The organism is Clostridium sp. AF34-10BH (assembly GCF_003478095.1).
Classification (GTDB): Bacteria; Bacillota; Clostridia; order Lachnospirales; family Lachnospiraceae; genus Acetatifactor; species Acetatifactor acetigignens.
In genome coordinates this window covers 61,325-83,005 of record NZ_QUEC01000019.1, presented here as the reverse complement: position 1 = coordinate 83,005, position 21,681 = coordinate 61,325, and the positions used below count along the sequence as shown (strand labels likewise).

Annotated in this window: 21 protein-coding genes and 6 pseudogenes; 10 read left to right on the top strand and 17 right to left on the bottom strand. The window is 45.6% G+C overall.

Translation table 11 applies throughout. The features are described 5' to 3' along the window. Window positions 1–65: 65 nt before the first annotated feature. The 5 genes from DWZ61_RS12900 to DWZ61_RS12880 form a co-directional block, all read right to left on the bottom strand. Window positions 66–692: a DUF4340 domain-containing protein gene (locus DWZ61_RS12900; protein ID WP_118538950.1), complete on the bottom strand. Its 627-nt coding sequence runs from the start codon at window positions 690–692 to the stop codon at window positions 66–68. Between the two features lie 24 nt (window positions 693–716). After that, entirely contained in the window at window positions 717–2,855 is a 2,139-nt protein-coding gene (locus DWZ61_RS12895) for a Gldg family protein (RefSeq protein WP_118538949.1), read from the bottom strand. Then, window positions 2,839–3,942: an ATP-binding cassette domain-containing protein gene (locus tag DWZ61_RS12890; RefSeq protein ID WP_118538947.1), complete on the bottom strand. Its 1,104-nt coding sequence runs from the start codon at window positions 3,940–3,942 to the stop codon at window positions 2,839–2,841. The genes DWZ61_RS12895 and DWZ61_RS12890 overlap by 17 nt, the downstream gene beginning before the upstream one ends. A 165-nt stretch (window positions 3,943–4,107) precedes the next feature. Beyond that, window positions 4,108–5,169, bottom strand: a complete 1,062-nt coding sequence (locus DWZ61_RS12885; protein WP_118538945.1) for a hypothetical protein — start codon at window positions 5,167–5,169, stop codon at window positions 4,108–4,110. 74 nt (window positions 5,170–5,243) lie between these two features. Further along, window positions 5,244–5,471 carry a purine biosynthesis protein PurH gene (locus DWZ61_RS12880; RefSeq protein WP_117465212.1) on the bottom strand — a complete coding sequence of 76 codons (228 nt, stop codon included), beginning with the start codon at window positions 5,469–5,471 and terminating at the stop codon, window positions 5,244–5,246. 201 nt (window positions 5,472–5,672) lie between these two features. On the opposite strand from DWZ61_RS12880, the gene DWZ61_RS12875 reads away from it, so the two are divergent. Beyond that, window positions 5,673–6,407 (top strand): sulfite exporter TauE/SafE family protein, encoded by a 735-nt coding sequence (locus tag DWZ61_RS12875; protein WP_243026416.1) that lies wholly within the window; start codon window positions 5,673–5,675, stop codon window positions 6,405–6,407. Between the two features lies 1 nt (window position 6,408). On the opposite strand, the pseudogene DWZ61_RS12870 reads toward DWZ61_RS12875, so the two are convergent. After that, window positions 6,409–6,606: pseudogene (locus DWZ61_RS12870) on the bottom strand (ABC transporter ATP-binding protein); the annotation flags it as partial. On the opposite strand from DWZ61_RS12870, the gene DWZ61_RS20240 reads away from it, so the two are divergent. After that, complete coding sequence (locus DWZ61_RS20240; RefSeq protein WP_117465209.1) at window positions 6,597–6,776, top strand: DUF554 family protein; 180 nt, start codon at window positions 6,597–6,599, stop codon at window positions 6,774–6,776. The pseudogene DWZ61_RS12870 and the gene DWZ61_RS20240 sit on opposite strands and share 10 nt — an antisense overlap. 41 nt (window positions 6,777–6,817) lie before the next feature. Here the strand turns inward: DWZ61_RS20240 and DWZ61_RS12860 are convergent. The 6 genes and pseudogenes from DWZ61_RS12860 to DWZ61_RS12835 all read right to left on the bottom strand — a co-directional run. Beyond that, window positions 6,818–7,309 (bottom strand): annotated as a pseudogene (locus DWZ61_RS12860) (KilA-N domain-containing protein); the annotation flags it as partial. After that, window positions 7,290–7,538: a hypothetical protein gene (locus DWZ61_RS12855; protein WP_118501623.1), complete on the bottom strand. Its 249-nt coding sequence runs from the start codon at window positions 7,536–7,538 to the stop codon at window positions 7,290–7,292. The gene DWZ61_RS12855 and the pseudogene DWZ61_RS12860, both read right to left, overlap by 20 nt. A 69-nt stretch (window positions 7,539–7,607) precedes the next feature. Next, window positions 7,608–7,898: a helix-turn-helix domain-containing protein gene (locus DWZ61_RS12850; RefSeq protein ID WP_118538943.1), complete on the bottom strand. Its 291-nt coding sequence runs from the start codon at window positions 7,896–7,898 to the stop codon at window positions 7,608–7,610. Window positions 7,899–7,977: 79 nt separating this feature from the next. Beyond that, the gene (locus DWZ61_RS12845) at window positions 7,978–8,205 is read right to left on the bottom strand and encodes a hypothetical protein (protein ID WP_109257873.1); all 228 of its coding nucleotides are present in this window, start codon (window positions 8,203–8,205) and stop codon (window positions 7,978–7,980) included. Further along, complete coding sequence (locus tag DWZ61_RS12840) at window positions 8,186–8,593, bottom strand: replication initiator protein A (RefSeq protein WP_118538941.1); 408 nt, start codon at window positions 8,591–8,593, stop codon at window positions 8,186–8,188. Before DWZ61_RS12840 ends, DWZ61_RS12845 begins: the two co-directional genes overlap by 20 nt. A gap of 304 nt (window positions 8,594–8,897) precedes the next feature. Continuing rightward, window positions 8,898–9,234 (bottom strand): annotated as a pseudogene (locus DWZ61_RS12835) (CHC2 zinc finger domain-containing protein); the annotation flags it as partial. On the opposite strand from DWZ61_RS12835, the gene DWZ61_RS19770 reads away from it, so the two are divergent. The 8 genes and pseudogenes from DWZ61_RS19770 to DWZ61_RS12800 all read left to right on the top strand — a co-directional run bounded on the left by DWZ61_RS19770 (window position 9,130) and on the right by DWZ61_RS12800 (window position 16,985). Further along, a complete protein-coding gene (locus tag DWZ61_RS19770; RefSeq protein WP_182427082.1) occupies window positions 9,130–9,372 on the top strand; it encodes a hypothetical protein in 243 nt (80 codons plus the stop codon). The pseudogene DWZ61_RS12835 and the gene DWZ61_RS19770 overlap by 105 nt on opposite strands. 60 nt (window positions 9,373–9,432) lie before the next feature. Beyond that, the gene (locus tag DWZ61_RS12830) at window positions 9,433–10,542 is read left to right on the top strand and encodes a DUF6076 domain-containing protein (protein WP_117465205.1); all 1,110 of its coding nucleotides are present in this window, start codon (window positions 9,433–9,435) and stop codon (window positions 10,540–10,542) included. 18 nt (window positions 10,543–10,560) lie between these two features. Next, complete coding sequence (locus tag DWZ61_RS12825; protein ID WP_117465204.1) at window positions 10,561–11,259, top strand: hypothetical protein; 699 nt, start codon at window positions 10,561–10,563, stop codon at window positions 11,257–11,259. A gap of 47 nt (window positions 11,260–11,306) precedes the next feature. Next, window positions 11,307–11,928: pseudogene (locus DWZ61_RS12820) on the top strand (hypothetical protein). A gap of 16 nt (window positions 11,929–11,944) precedes the next feature. Then, window positions 11,945–12,622 (top strand): response regulator transcription factor, encoded by a 678-nt coding sequence (locus DWZ61_RS12815; RefSeq protein WP_117465318.1) that lies wholly within the window; start codon window positions 11,945–11,947, stop codon window positions 12,620–12,622. Continuing rightward, a complete protein-coding gene (locus tag DWZ61_RS12810; protein ID WP_118501618.1) occupies window positions 12,615–13,514 on the top strand; it encodes a HAMP domain-containing sensor histidine kinase in 900 nt (299 codons plus the stop codon). Before DWZ61_RS12815 ends, DWZ61_RS12810 begins: the two co-directional genes overlap by 8 nt. 135 nt (window positions 13,515–13,649) lie before the next feature. Next, window positions 13,650–14,321: an ABC transporter ATP-binding protein gene (locus DWZ61_RS12805; protein ID WP_118538939.1), complete on the top strand. Its 672-nt coding sequence runs from the start codon at window positions 13,650–13,652 to the stop codon at window positions 14,319–14,321. A gap of 225 nt (window positions 14,322–14,546) precedes the next feature. Then, window positions 14,547–16,985 carry an FtsX-like permease family protein gene (locus DWZ61_RS12800; protein ID WP_243026415.1) on the top strand — a complete coding sequence of 813 codons (2,439 nt, stop codon included), beginning with the start codon at window positions 14,547–14,549 and terminating at the stop codon, window positions 16,983–16,985. A 51-nt stretch (window positions 16,986–17,036) separates the two neighbouring features. Here the strand turns inward: DWZ61_RS12800 and DWZ61_RS12795 are convergent. The 5 genes and pseudogenes from DWZ61_RS12795 to DWZ61_RS12775 all read right to left on the bottom strand — a co-directional run bounded on the left by DWZ61_RS12795 (window position 17,037) and on the right by DWZ61_RS12775 (window position 21,672). Next, window positions 17,037–17,281, bottom strand: a pseudogene (locus DWZ61_RS12795) (DUF6061 family protein). Between the two features lie 24 nt (window positions 17,282–17,305). Further along, window positions 17,306–17,683: pseudogene (locus DWZ61_RS12790) on the bottom strand (hypothetical protein); the annotation flags it as partial. After that, window positions 17,679–18,401: a class II aldolase/adducin family protein gene (locus DWZ61_RS12785; RefSeq protein WP_207664184.1), complete on the bottom strand. Its 723-nt coding sequence runs from the start codon at window positions 18,399–18,401 to the stop codon at window positions 17,679–17,681. The pseudogene DWZ61_RS12790 and the gene DWZ61_RS12785, both read right to left, overlap by 5 nt. 239 nt (window positions 18,402–18,640) lie before the next feature. Then, window positions 18,641–21,091 carry a glycoside hydrolase family 95 protein gene (locus DWZ61_RS12780; RefSeq protein ID WP_118538937.1) on the bottom strand — a complete coding sequence of 817 codons (2,451 nt, stop codon included), beginning with the start codon at window positions 21,089–21,091 and terminating at the stop codon, window positions 18,641–18,643. A 140-nt stretch (window positions 21,092–21,231) separates the two neighbouring features. Continuing rightward, window positions 21,232–21,672: an RbsD/FucU domain-containing protein gene (locus DWZ61_RS12775; protein ID WP_118538935.1), complete on the bottom strand. Its 441-nt coding sequence runs from the start codon at window positions 21,670–21,672 to the stop codon at window positions 21,232–21,234. Between the last annotated feature and the right edge of the window lie 9 nt (window positions 21,673–21,681).

Here is a 21,681-nt window from a genome sequence, read left to right as displayed (position 1 = left end):
ATTCTGCCTCAAAAAGATACGATATTAAAATTAAATGACATTATTGTCATTCGCGGGGAGAATCCCTAATTTGTCTCCGTCGCAGTTTTCGTTGTCTCGCTTTCCGTTATCGTAGTATCTGTAGCTTCGGTGCTTTCTGTCTCTTCAGCAGTCTCCTCCACCTCCACCAGATCCTCCAGTGTATAGTTGAATCCGGTTACCACGTTGGTGGCCACGACATACACTTTCATTTCAGAGGGAAATGCGATGTAATACTGGCTGGTCATGGAATTCAGATTACCAATATTAATGATCACACTGCGATCTGCAGTCTCGTACTGAATGGTACGCTCCGGATCTGCCAATCCATACTGTGACATGTCCGTCACATTCTCAATCACCTGATCTGCCTTTAACGGTGCCACCTTCAGGATCATCGCCTTGATCCGATCCTGGTTCAGATTCAGGGAATGATCGTCCGCATAGTACCATGTGTCATCCTCTTTTTCAAAGGCATAGGTCTCTCCCTCATATACATAGCGGAAGCTGGTAATATCATCGGAGTTCACATCCAGCACCGTCTCCTGTGTATCCTCGGTGGTGGATGTCGCAGACGATGCATTTTTATTATACTGTCGGATGCCCAGGAATGCTGCCGCCAGAACCACCAGTGCCAGCAGCATTCCGATCATCTGTCTTTGTTTCTTTTTCATATCTATAACTCACGCCTTTCACAATTATTTCTTCCGTCTGCGGAACCAGATCACGAATCCGACGATCATACAGCCGACGGGAAGAATCACGGTAACCAGCAGCCCCAGCAGCAGAATCTGTGCGGAATCCACTACCAGATTAGAGACCTCATAACTTTTTACCGGAATAGATACCGAGGTCTCATGATCTGCCATTCCACTGAATGTATTGGTGAACAGGGTCAGGTTCGCACCACTGACGACAGAATCTGCATCATCCGTGAACAGCTGCTCACAACCGTACACGACCAGTGTCGCATCTCCATCATCCAGTGTCTTTACTGCTTCCACCCCCAGTGCGAAGGGACCATTTACATCATTTTCACCCTGCGAGAAGTCCTGCGCATTGCTCACATCCTGTTTTGCAAAAGAACTGTCGGAGGTACTTAAGAACACATCATAAGTAATATCGCCGGTGACTGTCTCGTCGCTGCTCTCTTCCTCCGGAACAATAATTCCCTGAGAGTACGGCAGGAACAGGTATTTTCCGTAAGTACCGGAAGTATAACTGTCAGAGCTCTGGGTGGGCAGGATATAATAAGGGCTTCTGTAGTAGCCGTTGGAATCGTTCTCCACCACCAGTCCTTTGGCAATGCTCAGATTCATATAGCTTAAAATAGCATCAATATTCGGTGTCTCCTCATCGGTATAGCCGGTTACCAGGATGACTTTTCCACCGTTGTTCAGATAGTCGATCACCTTATCCTTATCATCGGATGAAAAATCACTGGTGGCACCGTTAATGAACAGACAGGCCGCATCGTCGGGGATAGCATCCAGATCCATCAGATTCACGGTCTCATAATCCACATTTTCCTTGTTTAGTGCGGATGTAAAAGTGTTGCTTAAACTCAGTTCATTATGTCCTGTTGTCATATATACCTTGGGCATATCATCATTTAACACATAATCCAGCGCACTGGTGATCTGTCCTTCGCCATCATAACCGGTGGTCGTGGTGTTATAACTGTAGGTCGAATAGTCAAAATCATAGGAAGACTCATAGACATCGTTGTAATCAATGACCTTGCTGCGCTTGTCACTGACCACGATCAGGCTGTTCGTGCTAATGTTGCCGGTGGTGTACTGGGCATAGAACATCGGGTTAACGGTGGGATCCACATATTCCACGGTGATATGATCCGACAGATCATCGTATCTCTGCAAAGTCTGCCCCAGTGTGGTATCCTGATTGTCCTGATTTACCAACACATAGATTGTCACATCATCCTGCATATTTTTCACATAGTCGACGGTCTGATCTGTCAGGGAATACAGCTTCTGGCTGGTCATGTCGATTGCTGTCCAGCTGGAAGGCATCTCGCCCATGATAATATTAACGACTACTACCAGCGCTACAGCTACAGCGATCATACCGGTACTGTAAGCACTGAAGCTTAAGTTCTTCACGGACATGCTGTAACGGCGTTTCTGAATGGACTGTACCGTCAGGAACAGAACCAGTGCCGTAACGGATACATAATATACGATAGAAGATACATCCAGTGTGCCATTTAACAGGTTGGAAAATGGTGTGTAAAGGTCAAAGCAACGCAGCAGCTTTGTCAACAGATTGCCGGTGCTGGAAATAATGGAACAGATAGAATCCATCATATATCCCAGGAACAATACTAAAAAAGTAAGTACTGCTGCGATGACTTGGCTCTCTGTCACGGAAGACAGGAACAGACCGATGGCAATGGCGGTCATCCCGAAGAGGAAATATGCCAGGATCGACAGATAGGCCTCTCCCATGGGAACACTGCCGTACTGCGCCATGATCAGCGGGTAAAAGCAGATGATCGCTACGGGAATGGCAAATATAGTTAACAGCGCCAGAAATTTTCCCATAACGATGCCGCCTACGGACACCGGTGCCGTCAGGATCAGCTGATCCGTCTTGCTCCGCTTTTCCTCCGCCAGGATACGCATGGTCAGGATCGGCACGGTCAGCATGAATAAAAAGGTAACGCTGGATACCACATACGCAAAATAAGGATATCCGTTCATCAGGTTATAAACGCTGAAATACAGTCCCAGGAAAAACAGGGTGACTGCAATAAATAAAAATCCGATAAAGGAACGGAAATAGGATTTCAATTCTCTCTTATAAATGGCTAGCATATGATTCCGCCTCCTTTGTAGTTACAGTTTCTTTTTTCTCTTCTTCGGGCTGTGCTTCCTCTTCCGAAGCTTCTGTCTGCTGTGCGGCAACATCTGACATTTCCAGCCTTTTTCTTTTTGAGAATAGTTTGTGCTTCTCCGGCTGTGTGGGTGCTACATCCTCGGTCAGTTCCAGGAAGATGTCTTCCAGAGACTTCTCCGCATGGGTCATCTCTAAAATAGGCAGCTTTGCATCTGCCAGTGCATAGAATACCTGCTCTCTGATATCTGCATTCTCTTTGGAGATCACTTTCAGCTTTGCAATATTTTTGGATGCCTCCGTGTTCTCTTCGATCCGGTCGATCTGTGAGATCTCCTGCAATGCACTCTTCACCGCAGCGATGCTTCCCTTTACTTCCAGATCCAGTTCCATGGAACCACTCATAAGCTTCTGCAGATTCTCCGGAGAATCACTGGCTACCAACTTACCGTGGGCTATAATCATAATATGGTCGCAGACCGCACTGACCTCCGACAGAATATGGGAGCTGAGGATCACGGTATGATTCTCCCCCAGCTTGCGGATCAGATCACGGATCTCGATGATCTGTTTCGGATCCAGACCTACCGTGGGCTCATCCAGAATGATAACCTCAGGGTAGCCAAGGATTGCCTGCGCCAGTCCGACTCTCTGCCTGTAACCTTTTGACAGATTCCTGATCAGACGCTGCTGCATATCGGTGATCTGTGTCATTTCCATGACCTCATCAATCTGCTGCTTCCGCTCTTTTTTCGGCACTTTTTTCAGTTCTGCCACGAAATCCAGGTATTCTCTGACAGTCATGTCAACATACAGCGGCGGAAGCTCCGGCAGATAACCGATGGCACACTTTGCCTCCTCCGGATCTTTTTGGACATCTTTGCCATCGATCGTCACAGTACCCTCCGTGGCTGCCAGATAACCCGTGATGATGTTCATGGTCGTGGATTTACCTGCGCCGTTTGGACCAAGAAAGCCGTAAATCTGTCCCTTTTCCACACGGAAAGAAAGATGATCTACGGCTATATGGTCTCCGTATTTTTTTGTAAGATTGGTTACTTCTATCATATTTGCCTCCCATATCAGTTACTTGCGCTTACCTCAAATAATTCCCGATACTTGTGTCAATCATTATTTGGTGTACTTGTATTACTATATGAGGCAAATGTCATCAAAAGGTGAAACATTTGTGAAAATTGTGTGAAACCGGTTTTGAATCCTACAAAAAACTTTTCACCTTATCGTCAAAGAAGTGCTTAAGTTACCGGCTTCCACCGCCAGATGCAGCGGCAGCTTCTCTGCCGGAATATCCTCAAAAATAAACTCCGGCCCTCCGGTCTGCGCCGACTGAAACAGGAAAAGTACCCCGTCCACATAGAGCACCACTTTTTTCTGGTTGCTGTAGACTGTCAGGGAGAGCAGACCGTTCTCCTGCCGGTGCAGGGTAGAAAGTGCCGGATAGAGTACCGGTTCCCTACTCCATTTCGCCTGATAATAGTAATAGTGCTCCGTCAACGTCCTGCCGTCCTCCGAAAGCAACATCTCCTGCGTAGTTTCTCCGGGTAATCCACGGTATATGGGGATTTTTTCGTCTGTTATCCACAGGTCTTTTACCAAAAATCCACGTTTCAGGCATAACCTGTAAAAATGATCTGTTCCCGGATTCTGCCTTACCCCATTTTTCTGTCCGGCATTGTCCTGCCCGGTCTTTTCCTGTCCTTCGCTTTTCCTGTCGTCATTGTGAAACAGAATCGCATTGGCTCCCATCCGTGCCAGCCGCTCCAGATCTCTTTCCATCTGTTCGTCCTGCGTACCGTACTCACTGAGTTGCGGTGGCAGCCGGTATTCTACGATGTGTGGATGAAATTCGGCTTCGTTCAAATAGATGCCCTTTTTCTCTATGACACGCAAGTCATAAATTGCAAGGTCCCGCTGCCAGTACACTTCCCGTCGATTTTCGAAATCTTCTGAATCCCGGAATTTTCCTGAATCCTCTGTTTTAAAAAGACTACTATCGATCCCGGTTGGGAACCGCAGCCAAGCTCTCACCTGATAGAGATAGGGATCCTTCCTCCCATTCCACAGGTGCGGCCGCAATAATAACGCGGTCATCGGATCCTGATCCACATTCCGATAATTTCCATAAAAAATAGGGCGACCGCCTCCTGCTGTCTCCCATATTTCCATTCGCATCTCAGTCTCCCGCCGCTCCGTCAAAAATTCTTCCGGCAGCTTGAATTCCAACTGTGCTTTTCCATTTTCCAGATTTACTATAATTATAAGATCCTTCCGCATCTGCATCCCTCTTTTCCGGTTTCTCCCTTATAGAAAGAGTTTTTGCAAATTACGAAACTTTATGCTTACTATCCTTACATCGGGCAGGATCTTCTCCCCGGTACTTCCTCCCCCGAGACATATCCTGCATGAAACTCCATATTAATGTCCCGAAGCTCCTTCTCCCCATCGATGTATGCCTGATACATCTCTGCCAGTCCGGACGAACAGCCGTCACAATTTGCTTCCATATATCCTAAGGATTCCGCTACGATCTGCTCCCGTTCTTCTCTTGTAGTATCTTTGATCAAATATCCTGCCATACGAATCTTCCTGCCTTTCCTTTTGCTTAGTGTCAATGTACCACACTCCCAAAGTTCCCACAAGTTTTTTCACAAAATGCTTGCCCTGACCACGTGTGTATTTTACTATAGAAAAAAGTTGCGCTATGGATGATTCCTGCACAGGCAGCGCCTATGAGACTTTATTCTAGCTGAAACGAACGATTAAGGAGCCAGGTTCTCATGATTTACTGGATTTTAGCCACTTTAACAGCATTTTTCATAAAAGGTCTGTGCGGATTCGCCAATACACTGGTATTCACCTCTATTTTAAGTTTCGGCATCGTAAATGCTAATATTTCTCCGGTGGAACTGCTGATCGGTTATCCGTCGAACCTGATCCTAGTATGGAAAAAAAGAACTTCCCTGCATCCGCGTATCTTTTTCCTCCCTATGCTGTTCGTTCTTGCCGGCAGCATTCCGGGGGCATTTATTTTAAAATACATCACTGCCAATATCGTTAAGATCATCTTCGGTATTGTGGTCATAGGCATTGGAATCCAGATGTGGTTTCAACAAAAAGGGGCAAAAAATGAAGAGACCTTTTCCCCGAAAAAAGTCTCTCCTCTATTCACCGTAATAGTAGGACTCTCCGCCGGATTACTCAGCGGGCTGTTTGGTGTCGGCGCTCTGCTGGCCGTTTATATGACAAGCGTCTGTGAAGATAATGATGCCTTCAAAGCTAATATCAGCGCAGTATTTGCTGTAGAAAGCACCTTTCGCATCTGCCTGTACAGTGCTTTGGGACTGATCCGGTTCGAGACGATCCGGCAGGCGATACTCCTGATTCCCCTAATGCTGTTGGGATTATTCCTTGGCCTGAAGAGCAGCGACCTGATGGATGAAAAGCTCATCCGCAAAATCGTGATTCTCCTGCTCATTCTCTCAGGAATTGTGCTTGTTGCAAAAAGTATTTAATTTACTCATACAGCTGTCCGTCTACAATTCTTACGATACGCTTCGCGGACTGTGCCACTCCCAGATCATGTGTGATCATTACGATCGTGTTGCCCATGTCGTTTAATTCCCGGAACAGCTTCAGTACCTCCTTGCCGCTGGTCTGGTCCAAGGCGCCGGTAGGCTCATCCGCCAGCAGGATCGCCGGCACTGTATTCAACAGATTTTTTACCAAAGAAAAAAACAGGCAATGCCAAAGACCCTCTGTTCGAGGGTGCGGTCACGCTGTTGGCAAGACTGATTGCACCGGTCATGACAGATGCCGCCATTACCGATCTCTCCCTCATCGGCTCTATCCTGATCTTCTGCGTGGGTGTGAACCTTGTCTAGGATAAGAAATTCCGCGTGGCAAATATGCTTCCGGCGGTTGTTCTGCCAAATAGAACCACATTTAGCATATCAGCTTCATTTGCATATGTAAAACTGATTTGTGCTGGTGTCAATTCCGGTGGTATCAAATTTTCTTTGATTGCATCTGTATGTATTTTATAATTCAATTTTGATATTTCACTGTTTAGATTCCAATTTAATGAAAAGCGGCTATTTTCATCTGCTTTCAGCCTTTTATAATCCATGATTATATAAAGTTTAAATTCTGCTGAAATCCATGATGCAAATTCAAATGCGATATCTGAATGTGCATAAGTGCCACCATAACGTCCGGATTTACATACGATTCCTATTGCCCCAGTAGTCTCTATCCATTTTGTAGGTGACATTGTAAATGCATTAGATCCCGCCTGATTTCTAAAGGAGTCGAATTCGACCCCTTTAAAGTTATTATTATGTAATTTTTCCCATAAACCAAGAAACTCTATTGTGTCTTTGCTTCTCATCCAATTTTTAATTACATCCTTTGGCTCCACTTCCCAATGTGACCATTTTGCTGACGCCAGCAAAATGGTCTTCCACACTAATTCCGTTATTTTTACAAGAAAGCATTCCCTTTTTTACAACATTTTCGAAATTTCTCCATTGAATATAGTCCAATAATGTCATTAATTCTCGTGCATACCAATACTCAATGCCATCCGCTTCATGTCGGATATCATCAAATTTTCTTCTGTACAATTCAATTATTCTCTTTTCCATTCAAATTTCCTCCTCTTATGAACATATTGCTGACGCCAGCAATATGTTTTTTACTATTAATTTCTTCAATTACTCTATCACATTCTCCTTTGTGTTCCTCATCTTGTCATAATACGCCTTATACCTGTATATCGTCCTCTCGCTGACATTATTTCGTTTTGCAATCTCTATCATAGCCATGCCGTTCTCATAGCAATCAACAAAATCATTGTAGATTGCCATCCATTTTGCATTGTGCTTCTGCCTTCCACTTAATTTACGATTTTTATAATATTCCAGTTCTTTGCGTAACTCGGCGTTTTCATTTTCTAATTCTTCAATTCTTTTTAATGCTTCCTCAAGTGTTATAACCTTCTCCACTTCATTGTTCCTCCGTTCATGTCATTTTCGTTTTGTCTATATTATATATTGCTAATTAGTATTAGTCAATTTGATTTTGTCATACAGGAAGACTTTTCATATTCATCATGCAAATAAAATACCGCTGATATCTTTTGCAAGCTATGTCTTTCCATAGACTCTCTGCCTGAATATTCCTAATCCACTCGTCTAGATTCCATTTTCGTTTTAAAGCCGGTCCATATTTTAGAATCAGGGATGTTATTACATCTGCACATCTCTCAAAAGCTGCATTCTCTTTTGCATCTTCATAATACTTCTTTCTCATTGCTGCTCCCTTTTCCGAATATAATTTGTTTTGGCAGCCAATTTGAATTATCTGCTTTGAGCAAATCATAAACATAAATCTTATTCGGTCTTCCCAAGCCCTGATGTCTTCGGTAAATCAAGCCATGCTCCTCCAGCTCCTTCACCATTTTGTTAACCTTCTTATTCCCCAGGTTCATCAGATTCATAATTTCTTCGATTGTGAAAATGATATAGGTAATTCCATATTCATCACGCCATGCGTCTCCATTGGAGTCTGACAAGCACTTGCGATCCAGCAGTATTCCATATAATACTTTTGCTGCATTTGTCATATCTCTGAACATGTCTTCCTTAAAAAATCTCTTAGGTATCCTGTAAAACTTATAATCAAAAGTTACATTTTCCATTGTCTTATCCTCTCTGTCATTCCTAATTTCGCTACTTGGCAAGCAGTGCCCCGGTATATACCCGGCGCATTTTTGCTTGTTGGGGAAAATGCCCCAATCCCCTCGAACTGCGGATAAACCGCAGAGCCACGCTAACGCTTTTTATCAATTCACTTTCTCTTCTTTGAATCTTCCTCATATAGATGAATAACTGCTTCAAGTGCCTTTTTTAGAAGCTCTGTTTGCTCATTATTCATCTTTTTTATTTCTGCAAGATTCTCTTCATACAGCTTCCCCGTTTCATTTGCTTTCTTAGCATACTGAACAACATTTCATCCTCCCGGAACTGACGGATATAAGGACTCTTCGGCTTGACCATAGCTGCGGCAGTGGGCGGTTTCGGGTCAAGCTCAAAGTCCGCAGCCAGTTTTTGCACTGCTTCATAACTGCTCAGATCGAACAGCCTTGCCACAAGGTCGATTACATCCCCCTTGGCTCCGCAGCTGAAGCAGAAAAAAATAGTCCTCATTCAGCTTCAAGCTCGGATGCCTGTCGTTGTGGAACGAACAGCAAGCCATACCGTTGCGGTTGACATTCAGCCCGTAGTGTTTGGCGGCTTGCTTTACGCTGATTGCCGCCTTGATGGTTTCATAGATTGTCATAGAAAAACCTCCGTTCATAGTATTCAGAAAACACGAAACACCCGCCGTGATTGGCAGGTGTTTGACGCTTTCTACTATGGTTATGCCGGATTTTTCAAAAAACAGGCTAATGACAGGACAACTTATCTGAGGACGTAGATTTCTTCACATTTACATGATATAATTAGAAAAATGAAAAAACAGGACAGGAGGGCAAGCATGAACCAAGAATTGATGACTTTGGATTTTTGGCAGGATACGGTCATATATGAGGGCAAAACATTTCCTGTCGGTACGCTTGCCTGTGATGCACTGAATGTCCCTGCGGATACCATTGCAAAGGCGAACGAGCAATGCGAGAAAATCAATCTGCTGCTCGGAACATTAAACGCCGGACAGGATGCTTGTGCACTCTGTCCTATGGCAAGGGAAGCTACTCTGGCGATGCTGGATATTCTCAGCGAAACCCCGCCATTCTCTTATATGGACATATCAAAGCACAGAGAACGGATAGAAAGGGTCTTTACTGCGGACAATGCACTGAAATATGTGGAGTTTGCCACAAAAGCCGCAACCAATTCTTTGCAATTTGAAGAAATCCAGAACTATGCCGAAGCAATCACGCTCCAGCGCTATACCGCCGTATGCGGGCATCTAGCCTACTCCCTTGGGGAATACCAAACGGCCATGCTTGATTTTGCAGAAAAATCGGATTGCAACGAAGCAGACCGCACCGCAGAGGGATTTGCCAGAATGTTCGGCAGCTATTTCACGCCGGAGTTCTCCATCGCTGAGGGCAATGCCTGGATGTCTGTCGCAAATAACTCTGTTCAGTATGTGGCAACCATCCGTCCCGGCGAAAAAGTTGCGAAGCTGGTCAAGCGGATGCACTATGTATCCTTTGTGGGGATGTTCCGGTCTGATCTCTTTGAGGGCCTGTGTGTTGGTCATGCACCGAAGAAATGCAAAATCTGCGAAAAGTGGTTTCTGACCACCAACGCAAGGCACACCAAATACTGCGGCGGCTATGCACCGGGGGACAAGCTGCACCGCACCTGTCGGCAGATCGGCAACCTGAAAAGCAGAGAACAACGGGAGCTTGCGGACGATCATCCGGTGAAACAGATTTATGAGAAACGGCTGAACACCATAAACCGCTATGTGAAGCGTGGTACTCTGGACGCTGATCTTGCAGAGGTTATGAAAAGGCTGGCAAAGGATAAAATGCTTCGAGCGCTGAGCAATGTCGCCTATGCCAAAGGTGATTACGAAAAAGAGATGGGACAGGCGGCTTTGCTAAATGAGAGCCTAAATTATAGGAACACTTAAACTCGGAGGGTTATACGAATGTTAGAATTAACGAAAGAACAAATGGAGGTTATTCAAAAAGCCATTTCAAAGAAGGCTGAAGAAAGTGTACAGGAATTTGATAAAGAATTAGATATTGTTGTGAGCAAGCTATCAACAGAAGGGTGGACTTTACCCGCAGAATTAAATATTTACGCAGTCAAAACAATAGCAAACACAAACAAATTGGATGATATCAATGCATTTTTGAAATGGTTTTTTACAATAGAAGATTTTCAGAAAACCAAAGATATGGTGAACGGAATCAAAGCATCTCCCATTAAAGAAGGACTGAAAAATCTCACAGACCAGTGCTGGCAAGCGTTTCAAAATAAATTGTATGCTGTTTGTGCAACATCGCTACTCTCGGTTATCGAGGGTATTCTGTCAGAATTTAGCGATGACAAGCAAGATGTAAGGATGATGAAGGTTTGTCAAAAGAAGGTCGATACCTTCCCGTCAACAGGAAGTACAATTCAAAAACATGTATGGATTTCTTATAACAACTTCATCCGAAATCTGTATCAAAAAAGCGATTTCTCTGCCGATGAACCTGAAACGATAAATAGGCATTGGCTATTACATGGAAGATCGGATTTTGAAATTGACGAGATGGATTGCATCCGTCTCTTTAATGCAGTTCAAAGCCTATGTATGATTGTAAAAGTAGAAGCAAAAGAAACACAATCTGAGAATTAAAATCAGGCTACTATCCAGAAAGCATTTGTTTAGAAGGGAGGTGCGCTATGCTGAAGGATTTTATATGGAATATGACCGGATACATACCAAAACACCAAGTCAATCCGCACGGTGATGGCATCATTCCCTATGTGGCAGAGCGCATCTTCCAACTGGAACCGGAGCCGCCAGCGGTGGACAGTCTGAACGAATACATCCTGTCTGCCTTACAGGAAAAGAACCTTATATATTTCTCATTCTTCCTGCACCACTACGAGCCGCAGCTCAACAAGCGCATCAAAGACTTTCTCGGTGTGGACGGCGGCGATTTGTACGACACAGACCGATTTATAGATATAAAACTCTCCTGCCGGGAGCAAATGCTCCAAAAGCTGATGGACTATGATCCTGCCAAGGGTGCGGTCAGTGAATTTGCAAAGAAATACAACTGCGACCTTGCTTGAAAAGCGGCTGGCGATCTGCATGACCTGCGGGCGTGTCGGCTCGTGGAAAGGCCGCCCCACCTTTGAAGAACTGGCGGTTATGTTTGAGGGCAGCACAGCAGAAATAGTTCGTCTTGCCGACTGGGACACAGTGAAAACAAACAAATTTGCAATCAGAGCAATAGCCTATCTTCTGAACTGTGAGAACGAAAAATTGCCCAAGGAAATGATGGTGGCATTTGAATAACGAGGGAGTGAGATACATGGAACAATTATTGATTATTGAAGATGATATCGGTTTGAATCAAGGCTTATGCAAAGCACTGAAAGCAGATGACCGTCAGATTATATCCTGTCATGATCTAAAAGCGGCAAGAGAGCAATTGCTTTGCGGCGGTGTATCCCTGATCCTGTTGGATATCAATCTGCCGGATGGCAGTGGGCTTGAGCTGCTCCGGGAGGTCAAGGAAAACATGCCCGGGGTTCCTGTTATTCTGCTGACTGCCAATGACACCGATCTGGACATCGTAGACGGACTGGAGAGGGGCGCTGATGATTACATTACCAAGCCCTTTTCTCTTTCGGTTTTGCGGGCAAGGGTGAATACCCAACTGCGAAAGCAAGCGTCAAACCATAAAAATGCACCGATCCATATGGATCTATTTCACTTTGACTTTGAGGCTATGACCTTTTATGTGGGAGATTCAAAAGTGGAATTGAGCAAAACAGAGCAAAAATTACTGCGTCTGCTTGTTGAAAACCGTGGTCGGACCATGACCCGTGGAGACCTTGTAGACCGGATCTGGACAGATGGCGCAGAATATGTGGATGAAAATGCTTTGTCCGTTACGATCAAGCGTCTGAGGGATAAGCTTGGTGCACAGAAATACATTAAAACCGTCTATGGAATCGGTTATAGCTGGGTGACCAAAGATGAATAAAACCGGTATTGTGATCATACTGCTATGTTTTCTGGCGGCGATAGCTGTTGTATTATGGGAGCGGAGAAAGGCCAGAAAAACGATGGAAGAAATCGAAAGGATGCTGGACGCTGCCATGACCGGCTCCTTTTCTGAAACCAATTTTAATGAAAGCCGGCTGTCTGCTTTGGAAACAAAGTTTGCACACTATCTTTCCGCAGCAGAAGCATCTTCTCGAAATGTAGCACAGGAGAAAGACAGAATTAAGTCCTTGATTGCGGACATCTCCCACCAGACAAAAACGCCGATTGCAAACCTGCTGTTATACAGCGAGCTTTTGATGGAGGAAACTCTGCCTGTATCGGCGAAGGCAAATGTGGTGGCGCTGTACAAACAATCGGAAAAGCTGCGATTTCTGATCGATTCTCTCGTAAAGCTTTCCAGACTGGAAAATGGGATCATTTTACTCTCCCCCCAGCAAGGAGCACTGCAGCCGCTGCTTGAAAGCGTAGTAGAACAATATGCCGCCAAAGCTGCTGAAAAAGGGTTGTCTTTGCGACTGCATGATACAGATATTTCTGCTGCCTTTGATATGAAATGGACAACAGAAGCGCTGGCTAATATCGTAGACAATGCCATCAAATATACAGAGCATGGCACCATTACTATTTCTGCCGTAAGTTATGAAATGTTTGCAAGGATCGATATATCGGATACCGGCACAGGCATTCCGGAAAGTGAGCAAGCAAAGATCTTTGCCCGTTTTTATCGTTCAAAGGCGGTTCAGGAGCAGGAAGGGGTCGGCATCGGCTTATACCTTGCCCGACAGATCATATCCGGCGAGGGCGGTTATATCAAGGTTGCTTCCGTTCTGGGAAAAGGAAGTACGTTTTCCATATTTCTGCCGAAATAACAACAATTCTATCAAAACTGTTAGATTTCATTTTCCGCCGGAAAGAATGTGGAAAGAATCCTGTGCGATAATCTGTATGTATCAAAGGATGATCTCTTTGCATACATACAGATTTTTTCATGGAGGTACTCGTTTATGGAAGTTTTACAGGCAAAAGACCTGATAAAAATTTATGGCTCCGGCAATAATGCGGTTCATGCGCTGGACGGAGTGGATTTAAGTGTGCAGAAAGGCGAATTTGTGGCGATTGTCGGTACATCCGGCTCCGGCAAGTCTACCCTGCTGCATATGCTGGGTGGGCTGGATCGTCCTACAAGCGGCACAGTCATGGTGGACGGGCAGAATATTTTCTCCCTGAAGGAGGAAGCCCTGACCATCTTCCGCCGCAGAAAAATTGGCTTTGTGTTCCAAGCATATAATCTTGTTCCGGTGCTGAATGTGTATGAAAATATCGTTCTACCCATTGAGCTGGACGGTGGCAAGGTCAATAAGGATTTCGTACAGCAGATTGTACAGACACTTGGGCTGGATGATCGTCTGGATGCGCTGCCCAATCAGCTCTCAGGCGGTCAACAGCAGCGTGTAGCCATTGCCCGTGCGCTGGCGGCAGCACCCGCTATCATTCTGGCAGATGAACCCACCGGCAATCTGGATTCCAAAACCAGCCAGGATGTATTGAGCCTTTTGAAAGTCACCAGTCAAAAGTTCGCCCAGACAATCGTAATGATCACTCACAACGAAGAAATTGCGCAGATGGCAGACCGCATTATCCGTATCGAAGATGGTCGGATCGTCTCCCAGAACTAACGGGAGGTGGCTACGATGAATGTCAAAAACAGAAAATGTATTTGGAAATTAAGCTGGCGTTCTTTATGGGCATCCCGTAAGCGTAATATCATTGCAATCATTGCCATTGCGCTGACAACACTGCTATTTACCTCTCTGTTTACCATAATAATGTCCATAAATTCCAGCTATGAGAATTACACCTTCCGTCAGGTGGGTGGGTACTGTCATGGAACCTTTAAGGAAGTGACAGAAAAACAGATTCAAAAGATTGCCGCCCATTCAAATATAAAGGAAATCGGCAAGCGCATCAGTACCGGCTATATAGACAGCGGTGCATTTGCCAAAGTACCTGCCGAAGTCAGTTTTATGGATGCCAACTGCACCAAATGGAGCTTTGCCAAACCTACCACCGGACACATGCCTCAGAGCGGCAAAGAAATCGCCATGGACACAAATGCCTTGAAACTTCTGGGTATTGAGCCGAAGTTAGGAGCAGAAATTGAACTTACTTATACGGTTGGTGCTTTATCCCAAATGCCTTATGAGAAAACAGATACATTTACTCTGACGGGATGGTGGGAATATGATGATATAAGTCCTGTTCACTATATCAATATCAGTGAAGAATACGCAAAAGAAATAGAATCGGAAGCTGTGTCCAATGGACTGGAACCGTTCCGTATTGATTTGAATGTGATGCTGGCATCCAGCATGAACATCCGTGCTCAGATGGAGCAGGTGGATCTGGACTTAGGGTATGCTTGGGATGAAACAGGTGAAGGGGAACTTGTACGCATCGGTGTAAACTGGGGCTACACTTCTTCACAGCTTGGCGAAAGCATAGATGCATCCATACTAATTGCGATTGTCGCTTTCCTTACGTTGGTAATCTTCACAGGTTATCTGATTATCTACAACATATTTCAGATTTCCGTTACCGGAGATATTCGATTCTATGGTTTGCTGAAAACCATTGGTGTCACACCCCGGCAGTTGCGACGCATCATACGCCAACAGGCACTATTTCTGTGCGTTGTAGGCATTCCGATTGGATTGCTGTTGGGATATGGTTTCGGTGCATCTCTGACGCCAGTCGTAATGGCACGAACCACTTTTGGTGTCGGCGTTTCCACCGTCAGCACTTCACCGTTGATTTTCTTTGCGTCTGCTCTGTTTGCGCTAATTACAGTTTTGCTGTCCTGTTCCCGTCCGGGTAAGATCGCTGCAAAAGTTTCTCCAGTAGAAGCAACAAAGTACACTGAAATTGTAAGGAGCAAAAAGAAACACTGTACTACCCATGGCGCAAAAGTACATCAAATGGCTTTTGCTAATTTGGGGCGAAATAAAAGAAAGACTATCCTTGTGGTTATCTCTCTTTCGCTTTCCGTGGTGCTTCTCAATATTCTGGTCACTTTTACCGGGGGCTTTGATATGGAAAAGTATCTTGCAAAGCAGACCTGTGCGGACTTTATTGTAAGCTCTACGGACTATTTTCGTTATAGTCGCTCTGGCAGCTTTATCTCTCAGGAACAAATTGAGCAAATTGAAACCAATATTTCTCCGTCCCTTTCTGGGTGTGGTTACAAGCTGACGGGCTATAAGCCATATGGCTGGATGAGTGAGGAACGCTGGCTACAGGACATGATGCACTATACATCCGAGGAAAATGCAAAAGCCCTCTTGGAACAGCAAAATCGTCGTGATGATCTTGTGAGCCAGCGTGCATTGATCGAAGGTTTGGATGAATCTCTGTTTGAGAAACTAACTGTGGTTGAGGGCGACATATCCCCTATGTTCCAAGAGGATTCAAAAGCAATCGCTGTAGTAGTCCTTACAGATGATTATGGCAACGTAAGTAATCTTGATTTTTACCCGCCTGTAGGTTCTATTCAGACCATAACCTATATTGATGACGGGCATGATATTGACAGCCGTACCGGAAACCTTTGCGATGAAAACACGCCATCGAAATATATACAGTTTCAGATTTCAGAAAGCCATGATGTAGAATATACAGTATGTGCTTATGTCACAGTGCCACACTCTATGAGTTTCCGCTATTATACAACAGGCTACAGTTTTGTGCTTCCTATCGAAAAGCTAAATAATGACAGCCAGCATGAGAGTATCCCGATGTTTTATCTGTTCGATACTCCTGATGATAAGGCAGAAGCATCTGCGGAGAATTATCTTACTGATTTGACTGCGAATGACTTGTCCGAATTGATGTATGAAAGCAAAGCAACACTCCGAGCCGAATTTGAAGACTTTCAGAATATGTTTCTGCTGTTGGGCGGATTGCTCTGTGCCATCATTGGACTTGTGGGTGTTCTAAATTTCTCCAACGCCATGATGACCGGTATCCTTTCCCGCCGCCGTGAATTTGCTGTGCTTCAGGCTGTAGGAATGACGAACCGGCAGCTCAAAACCATGCTGATCTACGAGGGGTTGTTTTACGCAATGTCTTCCGTAGCGGCAGCCTTTATTCTGTCGCTGTTGGTGGAACCTCTTGCAGGAAAAATGCTGGGCAGTATGTTCTGGTTCTTCGAGTATCGGTTCACCATTCTGCCTGTCCTGCTGACAATTCCGGTATTTCTTCTGCTGGGGTGGCTGATCCCCTGCATGATGTATAATAACGCAGCGAAATGCAGCGTTGTAGAGCAATTAAGGGATGCTCAATAACTGTTAAGCAAAAAACGGTCCTCTGCCAATGAAAAGGCAGAGGGCTGAGTTTTAATCTAAGGTTTTACATTCAGTTACAGTTTTTAGATAATTTCGGGATCACCGTTCAATATCAAGTCTGCATATCCAATCGGATCATTGTAGATCAGATAGTCCAATTCTGACCTCTGATACATATTGTCGGCGACCCCATTCTCCACGGCGATGGTATCAATGACAATCATGCTGCCATCTAAGAATTTCAGTTCCACACAGGCATTATCCATGTTGAACTCACAAGAAATCAATCTATCCATTAGAAACCTCCATTCTATGGGATGTTAGATCATCCCAAAATATTTGAATGCTTCTCGGATTGCTTTCTCTTTTTCCGGCGGACACTGTGGCTGTCTGGCAGTCTCCGCTCCCGCTCCGGTCGGCGCAGAACAGAGGTCCACCGAACCTCTTGTGCCCTCGGACTTCGGCAGATTATAGTTCTTACCGACCCCAATCCCACATTTCCGCTTAATTTATGAGATATACAGGTTGGATACCTTTAACCCACTATGCTCCAGCACATAGTCCTTGATCTGGGTGTAGGTTGCCCCATCCTGAAATTCGGACATATCCATATCTTCCAAAGAGAACTCAACCCGAATCTTTTTCGAGTCGACCTCACCCTTGGAAAGCAAGACAACCGTCTCCACTATGCCATTACTGTCTCTTTGAAACACAGATATCCTCCAGATTCTGCGCGCCCTCCGGTCCGATGGGTCTGCCGCCCGTGGTGATGCCCCATCCTGCACGGATCCTGATAATATCGTCGATCTGTCCCTGGGACAACAACGTCTTTTTCCCTAGGATGAAGTTGTTCATCATCAGGATCTTCGCATAATATTCCGTGGTCTCCATGCGGTAATATGCCTGCATGAGATTGTCTCCCCAGGTCAGCGCACCGTGGTTTGCTAACAGTACTGCATTGTATTCCCGACAATAGGGAGCTACCGCTTCCGGCACTTCCTCTGTGCCCGGTAGCGCAAAATGCACTAACGGCACACAGCCTAAGGACAGAACTCCTTCCATCAGCACCGGTTCTTCCAGGCTGATGCCCGCGCAGGCAAACGCCGTTGCTGTAAGGGGATGTGCATGGACCACGCCCTGTACCTTCGGGTTCTCTTTGAATACTCTGAGGTGCATCTTGATCTCGCTGGAAGGCTTGTGCGTTCCCTCCAACACATTCCCGTCCAGATCCAGTTTTACCAGCATGTCCTCTGTCATAAATCCCTTAGAAACTCCCGTAGGTGTTGCCCAGATTCCATTGTCCCCTACTTTACAGGAGATATTCCCGTCGTTCGCTGCCACAAAGCCGCCCTGATACATTCTGCGGCCTACCTCTAAGATCATCTGTTTTGCCTGTGCATCTGATATATATTCCATACTAATCTCCATTCCGCAGACGATTCCTTCCGTCGGAGGAATCCTCCTTTTCCGTTCCGGCATGCAATAATATATTACCTTATTGCCCTTCTCCTTGTCCAGCTGATATTCCCAATAATCTTTTATGCATGCTTCCTAAACATATTCTTTCGTAACTAATTATCTTTCCCTAGGTATTGTACCAAGTCGCTGGTGCGACAGCCAGCCCTAAGTACATCAAACTACCACTTTTTTACCTGTCAATACTGCATTATATCTTTAATCTCACCTTCCTTTAATTGCAGTCTTTTTTCGGTCTCCTTATATTTCACCACAGTATCCACATCCGAATATGCAGTAAAAACGGCACCAGTGATTCTTCCGTCTTTCCAGCTCATGGAAAGTTCCAGATTTCCTATCAGATGCATTCCCCGTACGGCGCCGGTCTTCCATGCAGCCGGCAATGCAGGGAGAAGCAGGATTCTCTCCTCATTGCTCTGAACCAGCATCCCATTCATGGCAGCGCAGATCCCAAAATTGCCGTCAATCTGGAATGGAGGATGTTTGTCCAACAGATTAGGATAGGTCGAGACCTCCAACATCTTCCGGATGTTGTCATATGCTGCTTCAGCGTTCCACAGGCTGACATAGTGATTCGTGATCCATGCCCTACTCCATCCGGTATGTCCGCCGCCGTGGGACAGGCGGTATTCCAGGGTCTTGCGGCAAGCCTCAGCCAGTTCAGGGGTGCCGTCTGCAGTAATCTCTCCGGCGGGGTACAGCCCATACAGATGGGAAATATGGCGGTGTCCGGGTTCTGTTTCCTCGTATTCCTCCATCCATTCCATCAGGCGTCCGTCACTGCCGATCCTGTTGGGCGGCAGTCTGTCGTACATTTTGCGGATTGTTCCCATCAGTTCCTTTATGTCACCGGCTTCCGGAATCTCACAGGCTTCCGGTACCTGTTCTCCCAGTTCCTTCCAGGCTCCCAAGCATCCTTTGAACAGATCCCTCAGAATCTGATTGTCCATGGTTGCACCGATACAGCAGCATCCTTTTTGTCCATTCGGCAGAATATATGTATTCTCCGGTGAAACAGAAGGATTTGTCACCAGATATCCGTCTTTTTCTTCCAGATAATCCACAAAGAATAGTGCTGCCTCTGCCATGACAGGGAAAGCTTCCCGTAAAAATACCAGATTCTTTGTATAGCGGTAATGCATCCATAGGTGCGTACACAGCCATGCTGCTCCCATCACCCAATAAGTCCCGGGATACCATGTATCCTGTGGTGCGGTATCTCCATGAATATCCGTATTGTGATGCGCCACAAATCCCCGGCACCCATACATTTCTCTGGCGGTATATCTGCCGTTCTTCTGCACCTTTTTTAACAATTCAAATAAGGGAATATGACACTCTGACAGATTGCAGTTTTCCACATGCCAGTAGTTCATCTCTGTATTGATATTGATGGTATACTTACTGTCCCATGCTGGGAAAAATTCACAATTCCAAAGTCCCTGCAGTGTGGTCGGCAACCCTCCCTCCCTGCTGGCAGCAATCGTAAGATAGCGTCCATAATCATAGAGCAGCTTCATCAATCCCACGTCTTCTGTCTGTTCTGCATGCTCCTGCTTCCCTTTCCGAAGTCTCTCAAGGCGCAGATCCGTAGGCAGATTCTCGTACCGCTCTGCGCCTTCTACTTCAAACACAAAACGGTCATATAAAGATTTATGATCTGCCACATGCTCTGCTTTAAGGGTATCATAAGACAGAAGCATCGCCGCCTTCAGGCGCTGATCCATTTTCTCTGCCAGAAGTGCCTGCATTGCCATCTGGTATAGGAACTCTGTTCTTGCAGAGCCAGTCAATTCTTCATCCAGCCCCACAGGCAGTTCCCTACCAGCTTTCAGATACGCCTCCGCATACCGATCCTTTTCTGGTATACTGTAGTGATAAGTGGAATCTGCAGTAAACCACAGCACCACTTCCTCTGCTCCTTCTGCCTTCAGACATTCCCCCTGGGTCAAAATCCGTCCGCCAGTAGACACAGCACGCAGTTCCATGGCAAATTCATATCCGCCTCTTCCCAGATTGCCATAAAGTCTTATGCCATTCTCTCCAACCTTACAAGTTCCGTCAAACCAGCTTTCTCTTCGAAGCTTCGCTAAAAAATTCACTTTCCCCTTGCCCCTTGTGCGGAAGCGCATCACCAGACAGTCCGCCGGGTGAGAGGCAAATATTTCCCTCTCATATATACTGTCACCAACAGCGAACTCTGTCCGGCAGATTGCCGTTTCCAGATCCAGACATCTCTCATAATGTTTTGTTCCTTCACAGAGGATCATATCCCGCAGTTTACCGCTTTTCCGTTCTCTGCCGCCTTCGATCCCATCAAAGAAAAATTGTACATCCCCAAGTGTCTGATAAGGATGCATTCCTTCCGGGCAGGCCGATAATGCGGTCTCCATCAGATGCTCAGCCTCCGGAATTCTGCCGTCCCGAAGGAGCTGTCGTATCTTCGGCAGATTTTCTTTTGCATCGGGATTGTGACGGTTTACAGGTCCACCCAACCAGATGCTCTCTTCATTTACCTGGAGCCGTTCTCTGTCCGTACCTCCGTAGACCATGGCACCGATTCTGCCATTTCCTATAGGAAGAGCTTCTTCCCATTCCGATGCCGGATGATCATACCATAACCTACTCATGCCATTTCTCCTTTTTTCCTGTTATTATATATTTTTTTGCACACATTTCCCTGATCCTGACTGTATTCTAACATGTTTTTCTTAACAGCAAAAGCATCCGCTTATCGCCGATGCTTTTGCTCCTGTTCTTATCAGCTGCCTTATTCTGTTACCACACCTTTTTGTAACATAATATTGGCATATAGTGCACTCTCTCCGGTTGCAATAATGGCATAGACCTTTTTTGCCTCCTCATAGAAGGCAAAGCGCTCGATCTGTCCAATGGCTCTGCCACCTCGGGAATCGTGTTTTGCGATGACTTTTTCATAATTCTCCCAGATCGGCGTCTCCACCGGATCCCCAGGCATCACCTCCATCAGATTCAACGGATGCTCCACATAACTATCCAATGGAAACACCTGCAAAATGGCATCCAGAATCTCAGTCGTGCCATGTCCATCCATCCGAATCACGATTGCATCCTTCCCCATGGACTCAGCCGGAAAATTACCGTCTGCGATAACCAGTCTGTCACTGTGTCCCATTTCACAAAGTACCTTTAATAACTCGGGAGATAATATCTTCGGAATTCCTTTTAACATGCGCTTACC